21 protein-coding genes and 1 pseudogene are annotated in these 22,747 nt (G+C 70.1%); 10 read left to right on the top strand and 12 right to left on the bottom strand.

All coding sequences use genetic code 11. From position 1 onward, the window contains the following. Nucleotides 1–49 precede the first annotated feature (49 nt). Together ACNFOC_RS29210 and aspS are read right to left on the bottom strand one after the other, a co-directional pair. Nucleotides 50–937: pseudogene (locus ACNFOC_RS29210) on the bottom strand (intradiol ring-cleavage dioxygenase); the annotation flags it as partial. A gap of 131 nt (nucleotides 938–1,068) precedes the next feature. Then, nucleotides 1,069–2,832 (bottom strand): aspartate--tRNA ligase, encoded by a 1,764-nt coding sequence (aspS, locus tag ACNFOC_RS29215; protein WP_416962070.1) that lies wholly within the window; start codon nucleotides 2,830–2,832, stop codon nucleotides 1,069–1,071. 165 nt (nucleotides 2,833–2,997) lie between these two features. Between aspS and ACNFOC_RS29220 the strand changes: the two genes are divergently transcribed. Further along, nucleotides 2,998–5,184: a SpoIIE family protein phosphatase gene (locus tag ACNFOC_RS29220; RefSeq protein WP_416962071.1), complete on the top strand. Its 2,187-nt coding sequence runs from the start codon at nucleotides 2,998–3,000 to the stop codon at nucleotides 5,182–5,184. Here ACNFOC_RS29220 and ACNFOC_RS29225 read toward each other — a convergent pair. The 4 genes from ACNFOC_RS29225 to ACNFOC_RS29240 form a co-directional block, all read right to left on the bottom strand. Then, entirely contained in the window at nucleotides 5,112–6,200 is a 1,089-nt protein-coding gene (locus tag ACNFOC_RS29225) for an AI-2E family transporter (RefSeq protein WP_416962072.1), read from the bottom strand. The two genes, ACNFOC_RS29220 and ACNFOC_RS29225, sit on opposite strands and share 73 nt — an antisense overlap. Nucleotides 6,201–6,280: 80 nt before the next feature. After that, nucleotides 6,281–6,679, bottom strand: a complete 399-nt coding sequence (locus tag ACNFOC_RS29230; protein ID WP_416962073.1) for a peptidase inhibitor family I36 protein — start codon at nucleotides 6,677–6,679, stop codon at nucleotides 6,281–6,283. 226 nt (nucleotides 6,680–6,905) lie between these two features. Next, nucleotides 6,906–7,877 carry a pirin family protein gene (locus tag ACNFOC_RS29235; RefSeq protein ID WP_416962074.1) on the bottom strand — a complete coding sequence of 324 codons (972 nt, stop codon included), beginning with the start codon at nucleotides 7,875–7,877 and terminating at the stop codon, nucleotides 6,906–6,908. A 142-nt stretch (nucleotides 7,878–8,019) separates the two neighbouring features. After that, nucleotides 8,020–8,493 (bottom strand): SseB family protein, encoded by a 474-nt coding sequence (locus tag ACNFOC_RS29240; protein ID WP_416962075.1) that lies wholly within the window; start codon nucleotides 8,491–8,493, stop codon nucleotides 8,020–8,022. Between the two features lie 126 nt (nucleotides 8,494–8,619). Between ACNFOC_RS29240 and ACNFOC_RS29245 the strand changes: the two genes are divergently transcribed. The 5 genes from ACNFOC_RS29245 (at nucleotide 8,620) to ACNFOC_RS29265 (ending at nucleotide 13,715) form a co-directional block, all read left to right on the top strand. Further along, nucleotides 8,620–10,446 carry an acyl-CoA dehydrogenase gene (locus ACNFOC_RS29245; protein ID WP_416962076.1) on the top strand — a complete coding sequence of 609 codons (1,827 nt, stop codon included), beginning with the start codon at nucleotides 8,620–8,622 and terminating at the stop codon, nucleotides 10,444–10,446. A 130-nt stretch (nucleotides 10,447–10,576) separates the two neighbouring features. Beyond that, nucleotides 10,577–11,872: a M18 family aminopeptidase gene (locus ACNFOC_RS29250; protein WP_416962077.1), complete on the top strand. Its 1,296-nt coding sequence runs from the start codon at nucleotides 10,577–10,579 to the stop codon at nucleotides 11,870–11,872. Nucleotides 11,873–11,959: 87 nt separating this feature from the next. After that, the gene (locus tag ACNFOC_RS29255; RefSeq protein WP_416962078.1) at nucleotides 11,960–12,199 is read left to right on the top strand and encodes a DUF6458 family protein; all 240 of its coding nucleotides are present in this window, start codon (nucleotides 11,960–11,962) and stop codon (nucleotides 12,197–12,199) included. Between the two features lie 239 nt (nucleotides 12,200–12,438). Beyond that, the gene (locus ACNFOC_RS29260; protein ID WP_416962079.1) at nucleotides 12,439–13,497 is read left to right on the top strand and encodes a glycosyltransferase family 2 protein; all 1,059 of its coding nucleotides are present in this window, start codon (nucleotides 12,439–12,441) and stop codon (nucleotides 13,495–13,497) included. A 53-nt stretch (nucleotides 13,498–13,550) separates the two neighbouring features. Next, entirely contained in the window at nucleotides 13,551–13,715 is a 165-nt protein-coding gene (locus ACNFOC_RS29265) for a hypothetical protein (protein ID WP_366095946.1), read from the top strand. 40 nt (nucleotides 13,716–13,755) lie between these two features. Here the strand turns inward: ACNFOC_RS29265 and ACNFOC_RS29270 are convergent, their stop codons facing one another. Further along, nucleotides 13,756–15,657: a thioredoxin-like domain-containing protein gene (locus tag ACNFOC_RS29270; RefSeq protein ID WP_416962080.1), complete on the bottom strand. Its 1,902-nt coding sequence runs from the start codon at nucleotides 15,655–15,657 to the stop codon at nucleotides 13,756–13,758. Between the two features lie 29 nt (nucleotides 15,658–15,686). Next, on the bottom strand, nucleotides 15,687–16,082 hold the full coding sequence (locus tag ACNFOC_RS29275; RefSeq protein WP_416962081.1) for a cupin domain-containing protein: 396 nt from the start codon (nucleotides 16,080–16,082) through the stop codon (nucleotides 15,687–15,689). Between the two features lie 52 nt (nucleotides 16,083–16,134). Here ACNFOC_RS29275 and ACNFOC_RS29280 point away from each other — a divergent pair, with 52 nt between their 5' ends. Next, a complete protein-coding gene (locus ACNFOC_RS29280; protein WP_416962082.1) occupies nucleotides 16,135–17,169 on the top strand; it encodes a GlxA family transcriptional regulator in 1,035 nt (344 codons plus the stop codon). Next, the gene (locus ACNFOC_RS29285) at nucleotides 17,166–17,657 is read left to right on the top strand and encodes an LURP-one-related/scramblase family protein (RefSeq protein WP_327402723.1); all 492 of its coding nucleotides are present in this window, start codon (nucleotides 17,166–17,168) and stop codon (nucleotides 17,655–17,657) included. Before ACNFOC_RS29280 ends, ACNFOC_RS29285 begins: the two co-directional genes overlap by 4 nt. Here the strand turns inward: ACNFOC_RS29285 and ACNFOC_RS29290 are convergent. Both ACNFOC_RS29290 and ACNFOC_RS29295 read right to left on the bottom strand, forming a co-directional pair. Next, entirely contained in the window at nucleotides 17,654–18,187 is a 534-nt protein-coding gene (locus ACNFOC_RS29290) for a hypothetical protein (protein ID WP_416962083.1), read from the bottom strand. The genes ACNFOC_RS29285 and ACNFOC_RS29290 overlap by 4 nt on opposite strands. Next, nucleotides 18,184–18,984, bottom strand: coding sequence for a carbon-nitrogen family hydrolase (locus tag ACNFOC_RS29295; RefSeq protein ID WP_416962084.1), 801 nt, complete (start codon nucleotides 18,982–18,984; stop codon nucleotides 18,184–18,186). Before ACNFOC_RS29295 ends, ACNFOC_RS29290 begins: the two co-directional genes overlap by 4 nt. 179 nt (nucleotides 18,985–19,163) lie before the next feature. On the opposite strand from ACNFOC_RS29295, the gene ACNFOC_RS29300 reads away from it, so the two are divergent. Together ACNFOC_RS29300 and ACNFOC_RS29305 are read left to right on the top strand one after the other, a co-directional pair. Continuing rightward, entirely contained in the window at nucleotides 19,164–19,988 is an 825-nt protein-coding gene (locus ACNFOC_RS29300) for a maleylpyruvate isomerase family mycothiol-dependent enzyme (RefSeq protein ID WP_416962085.1), read from the top strand. 92 nt (nucleotides 19,989–20,080) lie between these two features. Next, complete coding sequence (locus ACNFOC_RS29305; RefSeq protein WP_416962086.1) at nucleotides 20,081–20,917, top strand: SAM-dependent methyltransferase; 837 nt, start codon at nucleotides 20,081–20,083, stop codon at nucleotides 20,915–20,917. Nucleotides 20,918–20,953: 36 nt separating this feature from the next. Here ACNFOC_RS29305 and ACNFOC_RS29310 read toward each other — a convergent pair whose 3' ends face one another. Together ACNFOC_RS29310 and ACNFOC_RS29315 are read right to left on the bottom strand one after the other, a co-directional pair. Then, the gene (locus ACNFOC_RS29310) at nucleotides 20,954–22,276 is read right to left on the bottom strand and encodes an MFS transporter (protein ID WP_416962087.1); all 1,323 of its coding nucleotides are present in this window, start codon (nucleotides 22,274–22,276) and stop codon (nucleotides 20,954–20,956) included. Beyond that, on the bottom strand, nucleotides 22,273–22,710 hold the full coding sequence (locus tag ACNFOC_RS29315) for an FCD domain-containing protein (protein ID WP_416962088.1): 438 nt from the start codon (nucleotides 22,708–22,710) through the stop codon (nucleotides 22,273–22,275). Before ACNFOC_RS29315 ends, ACNFOC_RS29310 begins: the two co-directional genes overlap by 4 nt. Nucleotides 22,711–22,747: the final 37 nt, after the last annotated feature.

Genomic DNA, 22,747 nt, shown 5'->3' on the forward strand with positions numbered 1-22,747 from the left:
GCCTTCTTCGGCATCAACCCGCGCGAGGCGCTCGCCGCCGACCCCCAGCAGCGCATCCTGCTGGAGAGCGCGTCCGCACGCCCCGCCCGATGTGCCGCCTGTCGTACCGGAGGTACAGCAGGCCGCCCTCGGGGCCGTTCTGGGGGTAGATCCCGTCCTCGGTGAGCGTCGTGCGGGTCGTCGTGTTCGAGACGTACGGCTCCAGGACCGACGTCGCGATGACCGACTTCTCGTCGAAGAACAGCTGGCCCGTGTGGCAGGTGTGCCCGCCCTCGTACCCCGCGTCCGTCCACTCGCCGTCCACGTGCACCTTGACGTGGATGTGGACGCAACGGCCCTGGTACCACCCCGGGAACACCGTCTTGAAGGTGACCTGGCCGCGCCGGTCCGTGTGCCAGGTGCCGCGCAGGAAGCGGTCGTCGTCGGTGGGTTCCTGGTGGCCTCCGCCACCACCGGGCGGCGGACCACCCGTCGGGGTGCCGGTCGGGGTGCCGGTCGGGGTGCCGGAGGGCGCGCCCGTGGGGGCCGGGCCGCCACCGCCGCCCGCCTCGTAGCCCGAGTAGACGCCCGTCGCGTTGCAGTGCCAGATGTCCACGGCCGCGTTGCGCAGCGGTCTGCACGTGTCGGCGTCGATCACCTTCAGGTCCAGGGTGAGCGGGATGCCCTCCTGGTCCTCCGTCACATCGCGGCGGATCTTGTCGGCGTCGATGTAGTACGGGCCCTCGACGAGCTCCGAGGTGAGCGTGTAGCAGGTGTCCCCGGTCGAGGTCGCGGTCGCCGTGGTGGTCTCCTGGGCGGAGGCGTTCACCGACAGCGCTCCGGCGACGCCCACCGCCGTCACCGCCACACCACCGGCGACCAGGACCGTACGACGTGCCAACTGGCCCTTGTCCTCGGGGACTTCAGAATCCATGGGGGGTACTTGGGAATCCGTCATGCCGGGGACGCTAGGGGCGCCCAACATGACATGAACATGAGAATGCGCTGTGAATCCTGTGCGCACGCGAAAGGGGCTCGAAACCGCTGCCGGTTTCGAGCCCCGGAGCCTCAGCTCCCGCCAGTCGCCTACTACTTCGGCTGCGGCTTCCGCACCGACAGGTGCAGCTCGCGCAGCCGCGTCTCGTCCAGCTCCGTCGGCGCGCCCATCATCAGGTCCTGGGCGTTGCCGTTGAGCGGGAAGGAGATCGTCTCGCGGATGTTCGGCTCGTCCGCGAGGAGCATGACGATGCGGTCGACGCCGGGGGCGATCCCGCCGTGCGGCGGGGCGCCGAAGCGGAACGCGCGCAGCATGCCCGCGAACTGCTCCTCGACGGTGTCACGGTCGTAGCCCGCGATCTCGAAGGCCTTGAGCATGATGTCGGGCTCGTGGTTCCGGATCGCGCCGGAGGACAGCTCGACGCCGTTGCAGACGATGTCGTACTGCCAGCCCAGGATGTCCAGCGGGTCCTGGGTCTCCAGGGCCTCCAGACCGCCCTGCGGCATCGAGAACGGGTTGTGCGAGAAGTCGATCTTCCCGGTCTCCTCGTCCTTCTCGTACATCGGGAAGTCGACGATCCAGCAGAAGCGGAAGACGTTCTCCTCGAAGTGCCCGGCGCGCTTGGCGGCCTCGACCCGCACCGCGCCCATGATCTTCGAGACCTCTTCGAACTCGCCCGCGCCGAAGAAGACCGCGTGGCCGGGGGCCAGCGACAGGCGCTTCGTCAGCTCCGCGACGTTCCCCTCGGTGAGGAACTTCGCGATCGGGCCCGTCAGCGAGCCGTCCTCGGTCACGCGGACCCAGGCCAGGCCCTTCGCGCCGAGGGTGACCGCGAAGTCGCCGAGCTGGTCGAAGAACTTGCGGGACTGCGCCGCCACGTCCGGCACCGCCAGCGCGCGGACGTGCTGGCCGGCGAACGCCTTGAACTCCGAGCCCTCGAACACGTCCGTGATGTCGGTGAGTTCGAGCTTCGCGCGCAGGTCCGGCTTGTCGGAGCCGTACTTCACCATCGACTCGCGGAACGGGATACGCGGGAACGGGGAGGTGACCGGCTGGCCGCCGCCGAACTCCGTGAACAGCTCCGTCATGAGCTTCTCGATGGGCTGGAAGACGTCTTCCTGCTCCACGAAGCTCATCTCGACGTCGAGCTGGTAGAACTCGCCCGGCGAGCGGTCCGCACGCGCGTCCTCGTCGCGGAAACAGGGCGCGATCTGGAAGTAGCGGTCGAAGCCGGAGATCATCAGCAGCTGCTTGAACTGCTGCGGCGCCTGCGGCAGGGCGTAGAACTTGCCCGGGTTCAGCCGGGACGGGACCACGAAGTCGCGCGCGCCCTCGGGGGAGGTCGCGGAGAGGATCGGGGTGGCCATCTCGTTGAAGCCGAGGGCGACCATCTTCGAGCGGATCGAGGCGATCACGGAGGACCGCAGCATGATGTTGCGGTGCATGCGCTCGCGGCGCAGGTCCAGGAAGCGGTACTCCAGGCGCCGCTCCTCGTTGACCCCGTCCTCGGTGTTGATCGTGAAGGGCAGCGGGGCGGCGGCACCGAGCAGCTCGACCTCGCCGACCTCGACCTCGATCTCACCGGTCGGCAGATCCGGGTTCACGTTGTCCGTGCCCCGGGAGACGACCTTGCCGTCGACGCGGACCGTCGACTCCTTGGTCACCTTGTCGAGCGCCTCGTACGCGGGCGTGCCGGGGCGGGCGACGAGCTGCGTGATGCCGTAGTGATCGCGCAGATCGATGAAGAGGATGCCGCCCAGGTCGCGCCGATTGTGCAGCCAGCCACTCAGCCGGACGTCGGTGCCGACGTCAGAGGCGCGGAGCTCGCCGCAGGTGTGGGACCTGTACCGATGCATCGTCGTTCATCCAGCCTTCGCGGATCGGGGAGTGTTTCACGTGAAACGTCCAGGGCCGGAGCCCGGACCTCCCAAGGGTACCGGCCACCCATGGAGCGCCTCCCCACCATTAACTCGTGACTCCATCGGTGGCACTTATCGATCTCCTCTTCTTACAGTGGGGCAATGCGCACTGGTGAGCCCCTGCCCGCCGTGGGGGAGGTACTCGCCGCCCTCGCGACCGGTCTGTGGCACTGGGACACCGCCTCGGAGCTGGTCACGGTGGACGCCGAGGCCGCACGGCTGCTCGGGCTGCCCCCCGAACAGACCACCCTCACGGAGGCCCAGACCCGGGCCCGACTCCACCCCGTGGACTGGAACGAGATCACGGGGGTCGTCGGGCTGGCCGTCGCCGAGGGCACCCTCGCCGAGGTCCGCATCCGGATCATGGACGAGCGCGGCCGGGTGATCCGCGTCGTCCGCAGCCGCTCCAAACCGTCGTACGACCCCGAGAAGCGGTCGTTCGAGCTGATCGGCACCCTCCAGGAGGTCACCGAACCCACGCCGGGCACACCGGCCGGACGGACCGCGGTCACGGGTGACTGGCGGCGCTCCCGCGAGGCGTTCCTGCTGGACGCGGGCCGGGCGCTGGCGGAGGCGCGGTCCACGGCGGAGGTGCTGCGGGTCGCGGCGGGCCTGTCGATGCCGGGCTTCTCACCGGACGGCCTCGCCGTGTTCGGCGTATCGGGCGACCGCCTGACGATCGTCGGCCACCACGGGCATCAGCCGGGCGACGAGGACCCGTTCTCGCACATGTCGATGGTGACCGACTACCCGGCCGCCGAGGTCGTACGGACGGGCCGTGCCGTCTATCTGTCCACGCCCGAGCAGTACAAGGAGCGCTATCCGGTCACCTGGCCGCTCGCCCAGCACTTCCACCGGCAGTCGTGGGCGTTCCTGCCGCTGACGGTCGCCGGGCGGACGATGGGCGCCTGGATGGCCGCCTTCACCTACCCCGTCGCCTTCACACCGGACGAGCGGTCCGTCCTCACCACGGTCGCCCGGATGCTCGCGCAGGCCCTGTCCCGCGCCGGCGTCGCCGAGTCCGAGCGCGAGCTGACCGACGGGCTCCAGCGCTCCATGCTGCCCACGCTGGGCCCGGAGATCCCGGGCATGAGCGTCGCCGCCCGCTACATACCGACCGGCGGCGGGCTCCAGGTCGGCGGCGACTGGTACGACATGATCCCGCTGCCTGGAGGCACCCCTTCCGGGGGAGGCCGCATCGCCCTGGTCATCGGCGACGTACAGGGCCATGACGTGCGGGCCGCCGGGCTGATGGGCCAGCTCCGCATCGCCCTGCGCGCCTATGCCTCCGAGGGCCACCGGCCGGACGCCGTCCTCTCCCGCGCCTCCCGCTTCCTGCACGGCATCACCAACGGCGACGCGGAGAAGGCCGACCCGCGCTTCGCGACCTGCCTGTACGTCGAGGCCGACCCGGCGACCGGCGTCCTGGAGATCGCCCGCGCCGGCCATCCCGACCCGGCGATACGCATGGCGGACGGCACGGTGCTGGCGCGGCCCACGGCGGGCGGACTGCCGCTCGGCATCGACCCGGACGCCGACTATCCGACGACCACGCTCGCCCTGGAACCCGGCGAGACCATGATGATCTGCACCGACGGGCTGATCGAGACCGGCGGCCACGACCTGGAGACGGGCTGGCAGCGGATCCGGACGATCCTGGAGGGGCACAAGGGCGACCTGGAGGAACTCGCCGACGCGCTCGTCCAGGCCGTCCACGGACCCTCCTCGCACCACACCACCGGCCCGCTCGCGGACCGCCGCGAGGACGACATCGCCGTCCTCCTGCTGTCCCGCGAGGGCGAGGCCTGCGGCTGCGGCGACACGGTCACCGACCCGCCGAAGATCCGCCGCACGGTGCTCACGGTCGCGCAGGCCGAGCCCGAGCGGATCGCGGTGGCCCGGCAGCAGCTGCGCGAACTCCTCCACGACTGGACCGGCGCCGACCAGGTCGACTCGGCGGTCCTGCTCGTCTCCGAGATGCTCACCAACGTCCTCGTGCACACCGACGCCGACGCCCTACTCACCGCCGAGGTGACCGGTGATGTGGGTGAGCGGCGGATGCGGGTCGAGGTCACGGACGCGGGCGACGACCTCCCGCACAAGCGCCACCCCGGTGAACTGGCGTCCTCCGGGCGGGGGTTGCTCCTGATCGAACTCCTCGCCGAGACCTGGGGCGTGGACCCGAGGGGCGAGGGCAAGAGCATCTGGTTCGAGCTCTACGAGTCCGACGGCTCGGGCGACGGCGCGGTCACCGGCGACATCTCGGAGTTCGGTTCCTGGGACGCGTAACGCTCCCGCAGTTCGTGTACGACCCCGAAGACGGCCGCGGTCAGCGGCACCGCGAGCAGCATGCCGAGGACTCCGGCCACGGACGCGCCCGCGGTGATCGCGATCATCACGACCGCCGGATGCATCTGCACGGTCCGGCTCTGGATCATCGGCTGGAGCACATGCCCCTCCAGCACCTGCACGGCGAGAACGACGCCGAGGACCCACAGCGCGATGACGAAACCCCGGTCGGCGAGCGCGACCAGCACGGCGACGGCGCCGGAGAGGAAGGCGCCAAGGTAGGGGATGTAGGCGCCGACGAAGACGAGCGCGGCCAGGCCGAAGGCCCCCGGCACGTCCAGCACGAGCAGCCCGACGCCGATACACAGGGCGTCGATGAGGGCGATGACGGTGGTCCCCCGCATGAAGCCCTCGACGCCCTCGAAGGCACGGCGGGCCATGGCCTCGACGAGGTCGGCGGTGCCGTGCGGGGAGAGCGAGCGCAGCAGTCCGGCGGCCCGGTCGGAGTCGCGCAGGAAGAAGAAGACGAGCAGCAGCGCCAGTACGGCCATGGCGATGGTCTCGCCGACGACGCTGACCCCGCTGATGACGTTCGAGGCGGCCGTCCCGCCGAACTTGGTGAGTAGTTCCTTGGCGTTGGAGGCGAGGTCGTCCACCGAGGTGCCGGCGGCCCCGAAGTGATCGGCGAGGGAGTTCCCCGCGTCCTTGAGCGAGGACACGATCTGGTCCCCGGTGTCGATCAGCGCGGCCACCACGATGTACACGGCCCCACCGACCACGGCGACGACCGCGACACAGGTGATCATGGCGGCGACCGACCGGTTCACGTGCACGTTCACCAGCCGCCGGTACAACGGCCCGAGCAGCGCGGTGCCGAGCAGCGCGAGCAGCACGGGCGTCACGGCGGTCCTCAACTCGGCGCAGAGCCGGATCCCGACGTAGCCAACCCCGGAGACGAGCAGCAGGACGGCACACCAGGCGGCGAACCGCCGCACGGGAACGGGGAGTAGCTGCACACTCCCACCCGATCACGCATCGGGCGGGCCGTCCTGGCAGGACGGCCCGCCCGGGTGACGGGAGAAGAACCCCTAGTGCCTCAGCAGGTGGGGCCCACCGCGTCGATCCTCCTGCCGAAGTTGGTGTCGTAGGCCTGGGCGTAGTCGCCGGAGACGACGGCTCGCTTCTCCTGCGGGCTCCAGTCGATGAAGCACGCGTTGGCGTTGGCCTTGAAGGAGTACACGTGGTCGTGCAGGTTGGACGGCATGTCCCGGTACCCGGAGGCGGGACTCCACCGCCAGGGGGTGCCCGAGTAGTTCCTGTCGTGCCAGAAGCAGATCTCCCCCGCCCCGCAGTTCTCGTCCGCGCGCTGCAACGCGGCGCTCGCCGCCTGTTCGGTGGAGGTGGAGGGGGTACGGGCCTGGGTGGGACTTGCCGCGCCGGTCAGAGCGAGACAGGTGGCGGCCAGGGCGACGGCCAGACTCATGCGGAAACGCACGGGTGACTTCCTTGCATTCGGTGTCCACTTTCAGCCGGACCATTTCCGTGCGCGGGACCTTCATGCCCCGTCCGGGTCCCGGTCACCCGGACGGAGGACCCGCACCGGCGTGGACACCGACGCCGAGCAAGCCACACCCCCGAGCCGAGCCGCACATGCCCGAAGCCCCGTCCGGACAAGGACGGGGCTTCGGGTATTTCCGTTCTACGAGGGTGTACAGGAGGGCTTACAGACCGCCCTCGCCCATCCCGTGAACGGCGGGGATGGTGCCCAGCCGCCCCTTCTGGAAGTCCTCGAACGCCTGCTGGAGTTCCTCGCGGGTGTTCATGACGAACGGGCCGTAGTGCGCCATCGGCTCGCGGATCGGCTGGCCGCCGAGGATCGCGACCTCCAGGTCCGGGGTGTTCCCGTCCTGCTGCTCGTCCGCGCGGACGGTCAGGGACGAACCCGTGCCGAAGACCGCGGTCTGGCCCATGTGGATCGCGCGCCGCTCGGCACCGACCGAACCCTTGCCCGCCAGGACGTAGGCGACACCGTTGAAGTCCTCACGCCAGGGCAGGGTGACCTCCGCACCCGGGGCCACCGTCGCGTGGATCATCGTGATCGGCGTGTGCGTGATGCCGGGACCCTGGTGACCGTCCAGCTCACCGGCGATGACGCGCAGGAGCGCGCCGCCGTCGGGGGTGGTGAGCAGCTGGACCTGGCCGCCGCGGATGTCCTGGTAGCGCGGGGGCATCATCTTGTCCTTGGCCGGGAGGTTCACCCACAGCTGGAGGCCGTGGAAGAGCCCGCCGGACACGACCAGCGACTCCGGCGGCGCCTCGATGTGCAGCAGGCCCGCGCCCGCCGTCATCCACTGCGTGTCGCCGTTGGTGATGGTGCCGCCACCGCCGTTGGAGTCCTGGTGGTCGAAGACGCCGTCGATGATGTAGGTGACGGTCTCGAAGCCGCGGTGCGGGTGCCAGGGGGTGCCCTTCGGCTCTCCCGGCGCGTACTCCACCTCGCCCATCTGGTCCATCATGATGAACGGGTCGAGGTGGCGGTAGTTGATCCCGGCGAACGCGCGGCGCACCGGGAAGCCCTCACCCTCGAAACCGCTGGGCGCGGTCGAGACGGCGAGCACGGGACGTGCCACGGCGTCGGCCGGCGCGGCCACGCGGGGCAGGGTCAGCGGGTTCTCTACGGTCACTGCAGGCATGTCGGGACCTCCTTGTGCGTCGAGTTTAGTTGAGCGTTGAACTTTCTGCTACCCCACAACAGAAGAAGCCCGGAGGGCATTCCCTCCGGGCTCATACCGGGACGAAGCGACCGACAGGGGGTCGCGATCAGCCGGGTCGCGATCAGCCGTACATCCTCCGCATCGCGAACTCCACCATCTGCTCGACCGCCTTCGCGTCGAACACCATCCGGTGCTCGCCCTCCATGTCGACGACGAAGCCGTAGCCCGTCGGCAGCAGGTCGATGACCTCGGCGCCGGTGATCACGAAGTACTTGGACTCCTTGCCGGCGTAACGGCGCAGTTCCTTGAGCGAGGTGAACATCGGGATCACCGGCTGCTGGGTGTTGTGCAGTGCGAGGAAGCCCGGGTTGTCGCCGCGCGGGCAGTACACCTTGGAGGTCGCGAAGACCTGCTGGAAGTCCTCGGCCGCCATCTGCCCGGTGGTGAACGCGCGCACCGCGTCCGCGAGCGAGGGCGGGGACGGCTCGAGGTAGAGCGGCGGCTGCTGGCCGTAGCCGCCCACGCCACCGGCTGCCTGCTGCTGGGGCGGGACGTACCCCTGCTGAGCGCCCACGTTCTGGTCGTAGCCGTACATGCCCGCAAGAGTAACGAGTCACAGATGGACGGCTTGGGGTTGCGTCTTATTACCGACGGGTAGCATCATCGTAGCTACTGCTTAGTACAAGTCTCGCTGCACATATCTTTCTACGGAGTCGTCGCCATGGGGCACTACAAGTCGAATCTCCGCGACATCGAGTTCAACCTCTTCGAGGTCCTCGGGCGCGACAAGCTGTACGGGACGGGTCCGTTCGCGGAGATGGACACGGACACCGCGAAGAGCGTCCTGGCGGAGCTGACCCGGCTCGCGGAGAACGAGCTGGCGGAGTCCTTCGCCGACGCCGACCGCAACCCGCCGGTCTTCGACCCGGAGACGAACACCGCGCCCGTGCCCGCCTCCTTCAAGAAGAGCTACAAATCCTTCATGGAGTCCGAGTACTGGCGGCTGGGCCTGCCCGAGGCCATCGGCGGTACGACGGCTCCGCCCTCCCTGATCTGGTCGTACGCGGAGCTGATCCTCGGCGCGAACCCGGCCGTGTGGATGTACTGCTCCGGGCCCGCCTTCGCCGGGATCCTCTACGACGAGGGCAACGACGTACAGAAGAAGATCGCGCAGCTGGCCGTGGAGCGGACCTGGGGGTCCACCATGGTGCTCACCGAGCCGGACGCCGGTTCGGACGTCGGCGCGGGCCGTACCAAGGCGGTTCAGCAGGACGACGGGTCCTGGCACATCGAGGGCGTCAAGCGCTTCATCACGTCCGGTGAGCACGACATGGAGGAGAACATCCTCCACTACGTGCTCGCGCGGCCCGAGGGCCACGGGCCGGGCACCAAGGGGCTCTCCCTCTTCCTCGTGCCGAAGTTCCTCTTCGACGTCGAGACCGGCGAGCTGGGCGAGCGCAACGGCGTGTACGCGACGAACGTCGAGCACAAGATGGGCCTCAAGGCGTCCAACACCTGCGAGATGACCTTCGGCGACCGCCACCCGGCCAAGGGCTGGCTGATCGGTGACAAGCACGACGGCATCCGCCAGATGTTCCGGATCATCGAGTTCGCCCGCATGATGGTCGGCACGAAGGCCATCTCGACTCTGTCGACCGGCTACCTCAACGCCCTGGAGTACGCCAAGGAGCGCGTCCAGGGCTCCGACCTCGCGGCCTTCGGCGACAAGGCCGCGCCCAAGGTCACCATCACGCACCACCCGGACGTGCGCCGCTCGCTGATGACGCAGAAGGCGTACGCCGAGGGCATGCGCGCCCTGGTGCTGTACACCGCGTCGATCCAGGACGCGATCGCCGTCAAGGAGGCCGAGGGCGAGGACGCGTCCACCGAGCACGCGCTCAACGACCTCCTCCTGCCGATCGTCAAGGGCTACGGCTCCGAGAAGGGCTACGAGCAGCTCGCCCAGTCGCTCCAGACCTTCGGCGGCTCCGGGTTCCTCCAGGAGTACCCGATCGAGCAGTACATCCGGGACGCCAAGATCGACACCCTGTACGAGGGCACCACCGCGATCCAGGGCCAGGACTTCTTCTTCCGGAAGATCGTCCGCAACCAGGGCGCCGCCCTCAACTCCCTCGCCGAGGACATCAAGAAGTTCCTCGCGCTGGGCACGGGCGGCGAGGACCTGGCCGGTGCGCGTGAGCACCTCGCCAAGGCGGCCGTCGAGCTGGAGGCCATCGTCGGCCTGATGCTCACCGACCTCGCGGCGACCGAGCAGGACGTCAAGAACATCTACAAGGTGGGCCTCAACACCACCCGCCTGCTGCTCGCCTCCGGTGACGTCGTCGTCGGCTACCTGCTCCTCAAGGGCGCGGCGATCGCCGTCGAGAAGCTGGAGACGGCCTCCGCCAAGGACCGCGCGTTCTACACCGGCAAGATCGCGGCCGCGAAGTTCTTCGCGGCCAATGTGCTGCCCGGTCTCACCCTGGCCCGCAAGGTCGCCGAGGGTGTCGAGCTGGACCTGATGGAACTGGACGAAGCCGCCTTCTAGCCAGCCGGAAAACCCGTTCCGGGACAGACCGGAACAGCCCGGAACAGCTTCGCGAAACCCCACATCACCCCTGCGGGGGCCCGCTCCCATCACCCGGAGTGGGCCCTCGTACGTCGTTAAGGTGAACCCCATGAGCGAACCCCCCCGATTCGATCGCGGCCACACCGACGACCTCATGTCCTTCCTCGCGGCGTCCCCCACGCCGTACCACGCCGTGGCGAACACCGCCGAGCGGCTGGAGAAGGCGGGCTTCAGGCAGGTCGCCGAGACGGACGCCTGGGAGGGGACGACCGGCGGCAAGTACGTGCTGCGCGGTGGCGCGATCGTGGCCTGGTTCGTCCCCGAGGGCGCGGCCCCCCACACCCCCTTCCGCATCGTCGGCGCGCACACCGACTCCCCGAACCTGCGGGTCAAGCCGCGTCCCGACACCGGCGCGCACGGCTTTCGCCAGGTCGCCGTCGAGATCTACGGCGGGCCGCTGCTCAACTCCTGGCTCGACCGCGACCTCGGCCTCGCCGGCCGGCTGACCCTGCGGGACGGTTCGACGCGGCTGGTGAACGTGGACCGGCCGCTGCTCAGGGTGCCCCAACTCGCCATCCACCTGGACCGTTCCGTGTCGGCGGACGGGCTCAAGCTCGACAAGCAGCGGCACCTCCAGCCGATCTGGGGCCTGGGCGACGTCGTCCACGACGGCGACCTGATCGCCTTCCTGGAGGAGGAGTCGGGGCTCGCGCCGGGCGAGGTCACCGGCTGGGACCTGATGACGCACTCCGTGGAGGCACCGGCCTACCTGGGCCGCGACCAGGAGCTGCTCGCCGGTCCGCGCATGGACAACCTGCTGTCCCTGCACGCCGGCGCCGCCGCGCTCGCCTCCGCCGCCGCCCGCGAGAACCTGCCGTACATCCCCGTGCTCGCCGGTTTCGACCACGAGGAGAACGGCTCGCAGTCCGACACGGGCGCGGACGGGCCGCTGCTCGGCGGGGTCCTGGAGCGCTCGGTGTTCGCGCGCGGCGGGTCGTACGAGGACCGGGCGCGGGCCTTCGCCGGGACCGTCTGCCTGTCCTCCGACACAGGTCACGCGGTGCACCCGAACTACGCGGAGCGCCACGACCCGACGCACCACCCGCGGGTCAACGGCGGACCGATCCTCAAGGTCAACGTCAACAACCGCTACGCCACGGACGGTTCGGGCCGCGCGGTGTTCGCCGCCGCCTGCGAGAAGGCGGGCGTGCCCTTCCAGACCTTCGTCTCCAACAACTCCATGCCGTGCGGCACGACGATCGGCCCGATCACCGCGGCCCGGCACGGCATCAAGACCGTCGACATCGGCGTGGCGATCCTCTCGATGCACAGCGCCCGCGAACTCTGCGGCGACCAGGACCCGTTCCTGCTGGCCAACGCGCTGAGGGCGTTCCTGGAGGGTTAGTCAACTCCCGCATGGCGCATGGGTGTTGCCTTCCCGGGTACCCGGAGGCGGACCGGGCCGACCGGACCGGACAGGGAGGCGACACTCATGGGCCTGGGCGGATGCATCATCCTCATCGCCGTCGGCGCGATCCTCACGTTCGCGACCGACTGGCACATGCAGGGGGTCAATCTCGACCTGGTCGGCGTCATTCTCATGATCGTCGGGCTGATCGGGGTCGTGACGTTCAGCAGCATGGCCCGGCGCCGACGCGTCTTGATACCGGGTCAGACCACCGTCGTCGAGGACGACGAGGCGCGCGGCTACCGCGGCGGCTACGGCGCCTGATCACGGGCGAACTGGGGCCAGATCCACGCCTGTTGGGATCTTTCGGCGGTGGATACGTGGGCGTAGTCCGCACTCGGGCCGAATCGCCCGCACAAGACATCCACAGACAACCGTGAGCAATCCGTGACGCAAGTCGTATTGTGCGGTTGTGTGAACCTCGTGAAGACTCTGTGCAGTTGAGGGTCCGGGGAGAGGCAGCCCCGGGCCCGTCTCACGATCTTCACGGGGGGGGCGCTGCCGTGCTCGAACCACGGCTGGTGGTCCTGATCCCGGCCCACAACGAAGCGGACCGCATCGGCGCCGCCATCGAGGGCCTGTGGCGCCAGACCCACAAACCCGACCTCATCGTCGTCGTCACGGACAACTGCACCGACGACACCGCCGCCGTCGCGGACTCGCACGGCGCCCAGATCTTCGCCACCCAGGGCAACACCCACAAGAAGGCCGGCGCCCTCAACCAGGCCATCGACTGGATCCTGCCCCACCTCGACGAGCGCGACCTCCTCCTCGTCCAGGACGCGGACACCGTCCTCAACCCCTGGTTCAGCGAGACCGCGATGGCCACCTTCAACCGCAAGGTCGGCGCCGTCGGCGGAGTCTTCTACGGCGAACGGGGCGGCGGACTCCTCGGCCTGCTCCAGCGCATGGAGTTCCAGCGCTACGCCTGGGAGCTGGACCGCACCGGCGGCAAGGCCCAGGTCCTCACCGGCACCGGCACGATGTTCCGCGCCCGCGTCCTGCGCGAGGTCCGGGACGCCCGCCACTCGGGACTGATCGGCGGCGGCACCGGCTACTACAGCCTCGCCTCCCTCACCGAGGACGACGAGATGACCAAGGCGGTCAAGACCCTCGGCTACCGCGCCATGTCCCCGGCGGGCTGCGGGGTCACCACCGAGGTTATGACCAGCCTCCCCAAACTCTGGCACCAACGCCTCCGCTGGCAGCGCGGCGCCCTGGAGAACCTCCGCGACTACGGCTGGACCAAGGTCACCGCCCGCTACTTCCTCCAGCAGTTCCTGATGGGCTTCGGCGCCCTGTCCTTCCTGATCTACCTGACCTTCATGGCGACCTACACGACGGTCTACGGCTTCCCCGGCCTCTCCCCGTTCTGGACCGCCATCGGCCTGATCTTCGTGGTCGAGAAGATCGTCTCCGTACGCCGCGCCGGACCCGTCGCGGTCCTGGTGGCCGCGCTGATGGTCCCGGAGATGCTCTACGACCTCTTCCAGCACGCCGTCTACTTCACCTCACTGTGGGGGCTGGTCCGCCGGAGCGAGGAGAAGTGGGTGGCCACCTAGCCCACCCCTCACGCACGTTCACTCACCTTCACGCACTTCAAGGAGACACGTTTATGTACGGACGAGTTGTCGGCGCCGGCACCACAGGCGCCGGTGGCGCCACGCTGGCCGCGACGGGACTGTGGTTCAACAGCATGGCGATGATGGTGGCGGCGACGACGCTGGTCGCGGCGGGGATGGCGCTGTACAAGCTGGCACCGCGCCCGCGCCGCCGCTGAACCGGCAAGGGTCCCCGCCGGTCCCTGCCGGTCCCCCGTTTCAGGCGTCCTGGTCGTCCATGCCGGCCAGCACGAGGGGGAGACGGTCCGCCCCGCCCTCGGTGAGGCGGACCGGGACACCCCAGTCCTGCTGGTGGACATGGCAGGCGGGGTATTCGTTGGAAGGGGCGTCGTCACAGGACGCCGCCATGGCCGACACGTGCAACACGCCTTCCGTCACGGCCGGGTCGAGGGTCAGGGTGCGGTTCAGGTCCGTACCCGCGCCCTCGCCGGCGAGGAGCAGCTCGGGCGGGGTGGCGGAGACGAGCAGCCGGGTCGAGGGGCCGATGGGGGTGCCCCCGCGCGAGTCTGTTCGAGCGTGGGGGAGCGTGTCGAGTTTCTGCCCGGCCGGGGCCTGGAAGACGACGTCCAACTTCAGCTCGCCGGGGGCGACTTCGGTGGCCGCGCGCTGGGTGCGATGGGCGACGGACTCGACGCGTACGGCCTCCTCCGGCAGACGCAGCCGGGTCAGCCGGTGCCGGGCCGACTCGACGACCAGGATGTCGTCGCCGACGAGCACGGCGTCGCTGGGCTCCCGCAAATCCGTGGCCAGCGTGGTGACTTGGCCGGTCGCGGGGTCGTAACGGCGCAGGGCGTGGTTGTACGTGTCGCTGATCGCGACCGAGCCGTCCGGGAGCGCGGTGGCACCCAACGGGTGCTGGAGCAGCGCCTGTTCGGCCGCTCCGTCACGGTGCCCGAAGTCGAAGAGTCCGGTGCCTACGGCGGTGTGCACGGCCCCGTCGAGGTCCACCCAGCGCAGGGCGGACGTCTCGGAGTCGGCCACCCACAGCCGGTCGGCGGTCGCGGCGAGTCCGGAGGGCTGCGCGAACCAGGCCTCGGCGCCGGGGCCGTCGACGAGGCCCTCGTTGGTGGTGCCGGCGGTGACGGCGACGGTGGCTTCGGTGGGGTCGGCGGCAGTGGGGTCGGCGGCTGGGTCGTAGGCCCAGAGCTGGTGGACTCCGGCCATGGCGATCCACACCTTGCCGTGCCACCAGGCGACATCCCAGGGGGACGAGAGGCTGACCTCGCGGGCGGGGCCCGAGGTGGGCTCGCCCTGCATCCACTGCCGGCCGGTGCCCGCGAGGGTGGTCACGGCGCCGGTGGCGAGGTCGAGCCGTCGCAGGGCGTGGTTCACGGTGTCGGCGACGACGACGGAACCGTCGTCCAGGAGGGCGAGGCCCTGCGGTTCGTTGAAGGTGGCGGAGTCGCCCGGACCGTCGTGCAGGCCGCGCGCCCCGGACCCGATCCGCCGTACGACCGTCTCCCCGTCCGCCGCCAGCTCGACCAGTTGGTGCCGGGTGGTGTCACTGACCAGGAAGTTCCCGGACGGCAGGGCGATCACCTTGCCGGGGAAGCGCAGGACCGTCGGCTCCGGCTCCGGCGCGACGTACGGCCCGTCCCCGCGCCGGAGCGTGCCCTTCGCGGTGTGCTCGGTCTCCAGCTCCGTCACCAGGCGCTCGATGGCGTGCGCGTGACCCTCGCCCGCGTGCTGCGCGACGACGTACCCCTCCGGGTCGATCACCACGAGCGTCGGCCACGCGCGCACGGCGTACTGCTTCCAGGTCGCCAACTCCGGGTCGTCGAGCACCGGATGCTCGACGCCGTACCGCTCGACGGCGTCCACGACCGCCTGGTGCTCGGCCTCGTGCACGAACTTCGGCGAGTGGACGCCGATGATCACGACCGTGTCCCGGTGCTTCTCCTCCAGCTCACGGAGTTCGTCGAGGACGTGCAGGCAGTTGATGCAGCAGAAGGTCCAGAAATCCAGGATGACGATGCGTCCCCGCAGGTCGGCGAGGGTGTACTGCTTGTCGCCCGTGTTCAGCCAGCCGCCCTTGCCGGTGAGCTGGGGGGCGCGGACGCGGGCGCGTCGGGAGGTGCGGGGCGAGGATGCGTCGGTCATGAATCAAGGGTGCCACCGGCCACTGACAGTCACGCCAGCGCGTGCCCCGTCGTCTCGTCCACATGGTCCGGTACGGCCCCGTGGTGGTCGCCGACCGAGAGCGTGCCCGTCGGTTCGAGGACGAGGATCTCGGTGGGGACGGGGGCGTAGGGCTTGTGTTCCGTGCCGCGCGGGACCGTGAAGACGCTGCCCTTGGGGAGGACGACCGTGCGTTCCCCGGCCGGCTCACGCAGGGCGATGTGCAACTCGCCCTCCAGGACCAGGAAGAACTCGTCGGTGTGGTCGTGGGTGTGCCAGAGGTGTTCGCCCTCGACCTTGGCGACGCGTACGTCGTAGTCGTTGACGGTGGTGACGATGCGGGGGCTCCAACGGTCGGTGAAGGAGGCGAGGGCGGCGGGGAGGGAGATGGGTTCCGTGGTGGTCATGGAGTCATCGTCGGGGGTGGTCGGGGCGCTGTACGAGTGCTAGGAATCGCACATGCCGCAAGGATCCTCTCAGCGACCGCAACGCCCTCAGCACTCTCGGCTCCCTTCCTCCCCCCACCGGGTCGCCGTGATCGTCGACGAGGGCACCAATCCCTTCGAAGTCGGCGTCGCCACCGAGCTGTTCGGGCTGCCGCGGCCCGAACTCGGGCTGGCCGGGCCGCTCTACGAGGTGCTGGTGTGCACGCCCGCGCGTGAGGTGCGGATGAACCACGGGTTCTTCACCCTCACCGGGGCGCACGGTCTCGACGCGGTGGACACGGCGGACACGCTCGTCGTGCCGGGGCGGCCCGACAACGTCGTACCGCGCGGGGCCGCCGTCCTCGACGCCATCCGGCGCACCCACGCGCGCGGGGCCCGTGTCATGAGCCTGTGCACCGGGAGCTTCGCGCTCGCCGAGGCCGGGCTGCTCGACGGGCGCCGGGCGACCACCCACTGGATGTGGGCCGACCGTTTCCGCACCCTGCACCCGCGCGTGCGGCTCGAACCGGACGTCCTCTTCGTGGACGACGGGGACATCCTCACCGCCTCGGGCAGCGCCGCCGCGCTCGACCTCGGGCTGCACGTCGTACGGCGGGACCATGGCGCCGAGATCGCCAACGCGGTGTCCAGGAGGCTCGTCTTCGCGGCCCACCGGGACGGCGGGCAACGCCAGTTCGTGGAGCGGCCGTTGCCCGATGTGCCCGACGAGTCGCTCGCGCCGCTGCTCGCGTGGGCGCAGGAGCGGCTGGGGGAGCCGTTGACGGTGGCCGAGCTGGCGGGCCGGGCGGCGGTCAGCCCGGCGACCCTGCACCGGCGCTTCCGGGCGCAGCTCGGGACGACGCCGCTGGCCTGGCTGACCGGGGAGCGGGTGGCGCTGGCGTGCCGGTTGATCGAGCGCGGGGAGGAACGGCTGGACGTGGTCGCCGCGCGGTGCGGTCTGGGGACCGGGGCGAACCTGCGGGTGCGGCTGCGGAAGGAGACCGGATTGAGCCCGTCGGCCTATCGGCGGCGTTTCGGACCGGCTGCCGGGGAAGCCGTAATGTCATGAGATTCCTCGTACGCGATCGGATCCTCGGCTTCGGTGAGGATTACTGGATCGAGGACCAGAACGGCAACAAGGTGTTCCTGGTCGACGGCAAAGCCATGCGCATCAGGGACACGTTCGAGTTGAAGGACACGCACGGGCGCGTGCTCATCGACATCCACAAGAAGATGCTCGCCCTGCGCGACACGATGGTCATCGAACGGGACGGTGAGCCCCTGGCGACCATCAGACACAAGCGGTTCTCGCTGCTGCGCAACCACTACAAGGTGTCCCTGGTCGACGGCACCGAACTCGACGTCAGCGGCAAGATCCTGGACCGCGAGTTCGGCGTCGACTACGACGGCGAGCTGCTCGCGCAGATCTCCCGCCGCTGGCTGCACATCCGGGAGACATACGGCGTCGACATTGTCCGGGAGGACGCGGACGCGGCGCTGCTGATCGCGGTGGCGGTGTGCGTGATCCACCTGGCGGAGAAGGAGCGGGAGGACTAGAGCGCTTCCCGGTCGGCGTCGGCGGCTGTGCGGGCGCGGGACCGGCGGCGCTCCTGGAGGCGGTCTCCGACGTAGCCGCCCATGACGGCCAGCGCGCCGAAGACCGCGCTGGCCGTCCAGCCGTAGGGGTCGGTGTCCGTCCTGCCCACGAGCCAGATGAACACCGTCACGGGGCACCACGCGACGAGCATGGTGGTGAGTACGGCCCGGGGACGGGCGGTCGTCCAGGAGTCGCGTGGCGCGGTGTCGTAGCCGACGCGGGCGTAGTGGGCCTGGCGGCGGCGTTCGAGGCGCAGGAACGCCCAGAACAGCAGCCACGCGCACGTGCCGACGAGGACCGCCCGGAACGGCGCGAAAGCCAGGCCGACGGGTATCGCGACGAGCAGCGCGGCGGCCGTGGAGCAGCCCGCCGGGTGCCGGGCGGCGAACGCCTGGGGTGCGGGCGGGGGGTTCGCTCCGCCGAGGCCGCGGTCGAGGGCCAGGAAGGCGCGCCAGAGTGTGGCCGGGACCCGCTGCGGTCTGCCGCTCACCGGACTCGCCGCGGACGTTCCAGCCCCAGCATCCGGTCCTTCAGCGCCGGGAACTGCTCCCGCGTCACGGCCACCTTCGCCGGGTCGAAGTCCACCGTGAGGATCTCCTCCCCCGCGCCCGCCTCCGCGAGGACCTCGCCCCAGGGATCGACCACGATCGAGTGACCGGCCTGGGGAACTCCGGCGTGGGTACCGGCCGTTCCGCATGCGAGGACGAACGACTGGTTCTCGACCGCGCGGGCCTGGGCCAGCAGGGTCCAGTGGGAGCGGCGGCGCTCGGGCCAGCCCGCGCAGAGGACGAGGGTCTCGGCGCCGGCGTCGACGAGGCCGCGGAAGAGTTCGGGGAAGCGGAGGTCGTAGCAGGTGGCAAGACCGATGACCGTCTCGGGCAGACGGACCGTCACCAGTTCGCCGCCCGCGCCCATCAGCACGGCCTCGCCCTTGTCGAAGCCGAAGCGGTGGATCTTGCGGTAGGCGGCGGCCAGTTCACCGGAGGGGGAGAAGACGAGGGACGTGTTGAAGAGGGGCCCCTCGGGGGCTCGTTCGGGGATCGAGCCCGCGTGCAGCCACACGCCCGCGTCGCTCGCCGCCTTGGCCATCGCCTCGTAGGTCGGCCCTTCCAGCGGCTCGGCCTCGCTGTCGAACTGTTCGTAGGCGAACGCACCCGTGGTCCACAGCTCCGGCAGGACGACGAGATCGGCACCGGCCTGCTCGCGGACGAGGGACGCCACCCGCCCCCGGCGAGATTCGACCGATTCGCCCTCGTCTACGGCGATTTGGAGGAGAGAGGCGCGCACACTACCACCGTCCTGGCATTCGAGCCGTTCACACGGGCCTACGATCGTCACACGAAAGCACTGCCGGGGTGCCTCACAGCAGCGTAACTTAGCGTTTCAAGACACCCGCCGACAGCCACCTCCCGCTGGCAACGCCGCCCGCCACCCGACCTGTACCGACCGCCGAGGGGTCCCGTTCCGTGAGTCTGCATCCCACTCTCCAGCCCTACGCCGACGCCTGGACCCACTCCATCGACGCGATATCCGAGCTGGTGACCCCGCTCGCGGAGGGAGAGTGGAACCGGCGAACGCCGTGCCCGGGCTGGTCGGTGCGCGACGTGGTCTCGCATGTCATCGGGCTGGACAACGAGATGCTCGGCGACCCCCGCCCCATCCACACCCTCCCCCGCGACCTCTACCACGTCACCAACGAGCACCAGCGGTACATGGAGATGCAGGTCGACGTACGGCGTCACCACACGGCGCCGGAGATGACGTCGGAGCTCGAGTACACGATCATCCGTCGCAACCGGCAGCTGCGGAACGAGTCGCGGGACCCCGGCACGAAGGTGCGCGGCCATGTCAGCACCGAGGTCACGCTGGAAGAGTCCATGCGGAACCACGCGTTCAACGTGTGGGTGCACGAGCAGGATCTGCGCGCCGCCCTCGGCCGCCCCGGCAACCTCGACTCACCCGGCGCGCACATCGCCCGTGACGTGCTCCTCGCCGCGCTCCCCAAGATCGTCGCCGAGGACTCGGGCGCACCGCGCAGTTCGGCGGTCGTCTTCGACGTGCACGGTCCGATCGAGTTCCTCCGTACGATCCGCGTCGACATCCAGGGCCGCGGCAGCCTAGAGACGGCCCCCGCGCTCGGCCCCGCCGCGACCCTGATCCTCGACTGGGAGACGTACGTCCGGCTGGCCTGCGGACGGGTCGCCCTCGACACGGTGACGGACCGCGTCAAGGCGGACGGCGATCCGGAGCTGGCGGCTTCGATACTGCGGAACTTCACGGTCACGAAGTAGCCCGAAGCAACACGAAGCAGCACGCTCAAGTCAGCGGCTGGGCGCGGAAATTCGCTGTCGGTCGACGGTCGTCCGCGGTTAGCCTCCGCCGCATGTCTGACGTGACGTCCACCAGAACCGAAAACGCCGAGACCGCCGAGAACACGGAGGTCACCGAGCCCGGCGACGGGCCTCCCCGGCTCACCCGGCTCGCCTTCCACAGCCCGCTCTCCGAGGCGCGCGCCGACGGGATCGTACGGCGACTGGCCGGTGCGGGGCCGCGCACGGTGCTCGACCTCGGCTGCGGCTGGGGCGAGTTGATGCTCCGGGTCCTGGCCGCCGTACCGGAAGCGCGGGGTGTCGGGGTCGATGTGAACGCGCGGGATCTGGAGCGTGGGCGGCGCGATGCCGAGGCTCGGGGGCTCGCGGGGCGGGTCGAGTTCGCCGAGGAGTCGGCCGTGGGGACGGTGCGCGGGCCGGCCGATCTCGTGCTGTGTGTGGGCTCCAGCCATGTCCTCAGTACCGAGGAGCCTCCCCGGCACACCGCTGAAGCCCTGCGGGAGCTGCGGCGGCTCGTCGCCGACGGGGGACGCGTGCTGTTGGGTGAGGGGTTCTGGCAACGCCCGCCGACCCCGGCCGAGTTGGCCGGTATGTGGCCGGAGGCGCGTGCCGACGAGCACTACGACCTGGGGACGCTCGTCGACCTCGCGGTGGCGGCCGGGTTCCGGCCCGAGTGGGTCGAGACGGCGAACGCGGACGAGTGGGAGGAGTTCGAGGCGGGGTACCAGGCGGACGCGGAGGTGTGGCTGGCCGGGCACGGCGACCACCCCCTGGCCGCCGAGACCCGCGAGCGCCTCGACCGGCACCGGGCCCAATGGATGAGCTACCGGGGCGTGTTGGGGCTCGCCTACCTCACGCTCGTACCCGTCGTATCGGCCGTATCAGCGTAAGAAAGTCGTGTGAGAGCGGTGTGAGAAAGCGTGGGGCTACGCCGGCACGTGCACCGTCTCCACCCGGCTCGCCACGAGCCGTTCGCTCTCGCGGCGGGCCGCCCGGCGCCGTAGCCGGAGGATCTGGCTGACGCCGATCGCCTGGAGCAGGAAGATCACCGAGAAGGCGATCGAGTAGTTGTCGCCGGTCGCGTCGAGGAGCACGCCGACCAGGAACAGGGTCGTCATCGAGGCCACGAAACCACCCATGTTGGTGATTCCGGAGGCCGTGCCCTGACGTTCCGGCGGGTTGGCCGGGCGGGCGAAGTCGAAGCCGAGCATCGAGGCGGGCCCGCAGGAACCGAGCACCGCGCACAGCACGATCAGCAGCCACATCGGCGCGTGGTCGCCGGGGTAGAGGAGCGTGACGGCCCACACGAGGGCTGTCGCGCCGACCGTGCCGAGCGCCAGCGGCAGCCGCGCCGTGTGGTGCCGGGCGACGATCTGGCCGTAGACCAGGCCGACGAGCATGTTGGACAGGACGACGAGGGTGAGGAGTTCGCCGGCGGTGGCGCGGGACAGGCCCTGGGCCTGGACCAGGAACGGCAGGCCCCACAGGAGCAGGAACACCATCGCCGGGAACTGGGTGGTGAAGTGCACCCAGAGGCCGAGGCGGGTGCCCGGTTCGCGCCAGGAGGCCGCGATCTGGCGGCGGACGTAGGCGGCGCCCCGGTGCGGGAAGGGTTCCGGTTCGTGCCCGTCCGGGTGGTCCTTCAGGAACAGCAGAAGCAGGACGAGGACTACGACGCCTGCGAGCGCGCTGCCCGCGAAGGCGGCCGTCCAGCCGATGCCGTGCAGCAGACGGGCGATCACCAGGGTGGAGACGAGGTTTCCGGCCATTCCCGCGAGGCCCGCGAGCTGCGCGACCATCGGACCTCGCCGCGCCGGGAACCAGCGGGTGCCGAGCCGCAGCACGCTGATGAAGGTCATCGCGTCGCCGCAGCCGAGGAGCGCGCGGGACGCGAGGGCGGTGCCGTAGGAGGGGGAGAAGGCGAAGCCGAGCTGGCCGGCGGTGAAGAGAACCACCCCGATGGTCAGCACCTTCTTGGTGCCGAGGCTGTCGACGAGGAGGCCGACGGGTATCTGCATGCCCGCGTAGACCAGCAGTTGGAGGATCGAGAACGTCGACAGCGCCGAGGCGTTGACGTGGAACCGCTCGGCGGCGTCGAGGCCGGCGACACCGAGGGACGTACGGAAGATGACGGCGACGAAGTAGACGGAGACGCCGATGCCCCACACGGCGAGGGCGCGGCGGCCCCCGGGCGGATCACCGGGCAGGGACATCGCAGAAGCGGAACTCGAACTGCTACTGCTGCTCATCGGACCTCGCCCCGGGCCAGGTGGGAGAACCAGTCGACGTGCTGGTGCACGATCCCGGCGGCCGCCTCCGCGTCGCCGGTGCGCAGGGCGTCGAGGATCGCCGCGTGCTCGGTCAGCGTCTTGGCGATGCGGTCGGGGTGCGAGTGCATGATGGCGACGCCCATCCGCAGCTGCCGGTCGCGGAGTTGGTCGTAGAGGCGGGAGAGGATCTCGTTGCCGCCGCTGCGGACGATCTCGGCGTGGAAGCAGCGGTCGGTGACGGCGGCACCGGCGAGGTCGCCCGCGGCGGCCTGTTCCTTCTGCCGGTCGAGGAGTTCCTCGAGCCGCGCGATGAGGGTGGGCGAGGTCCGGTGGTCGCGCAGCAGCCGGGCCAGGTGCTCGGCGGTGGACCGCTTCACATCGAGCACGGCGGTGTATGTGACACTGATCGGCACGTGAGGCCCCTTGTTCGGAACTTTCCTTCGCAAGATC

Source organism: Streptomyces colwelliae (genome assembly GCF_048158785.1).
Taxonomy (GTDB): Bacteria; Actinomycetota; Actinomycetes; order Streptomycetales; family Streptomycetaceae; genus Streptomyces.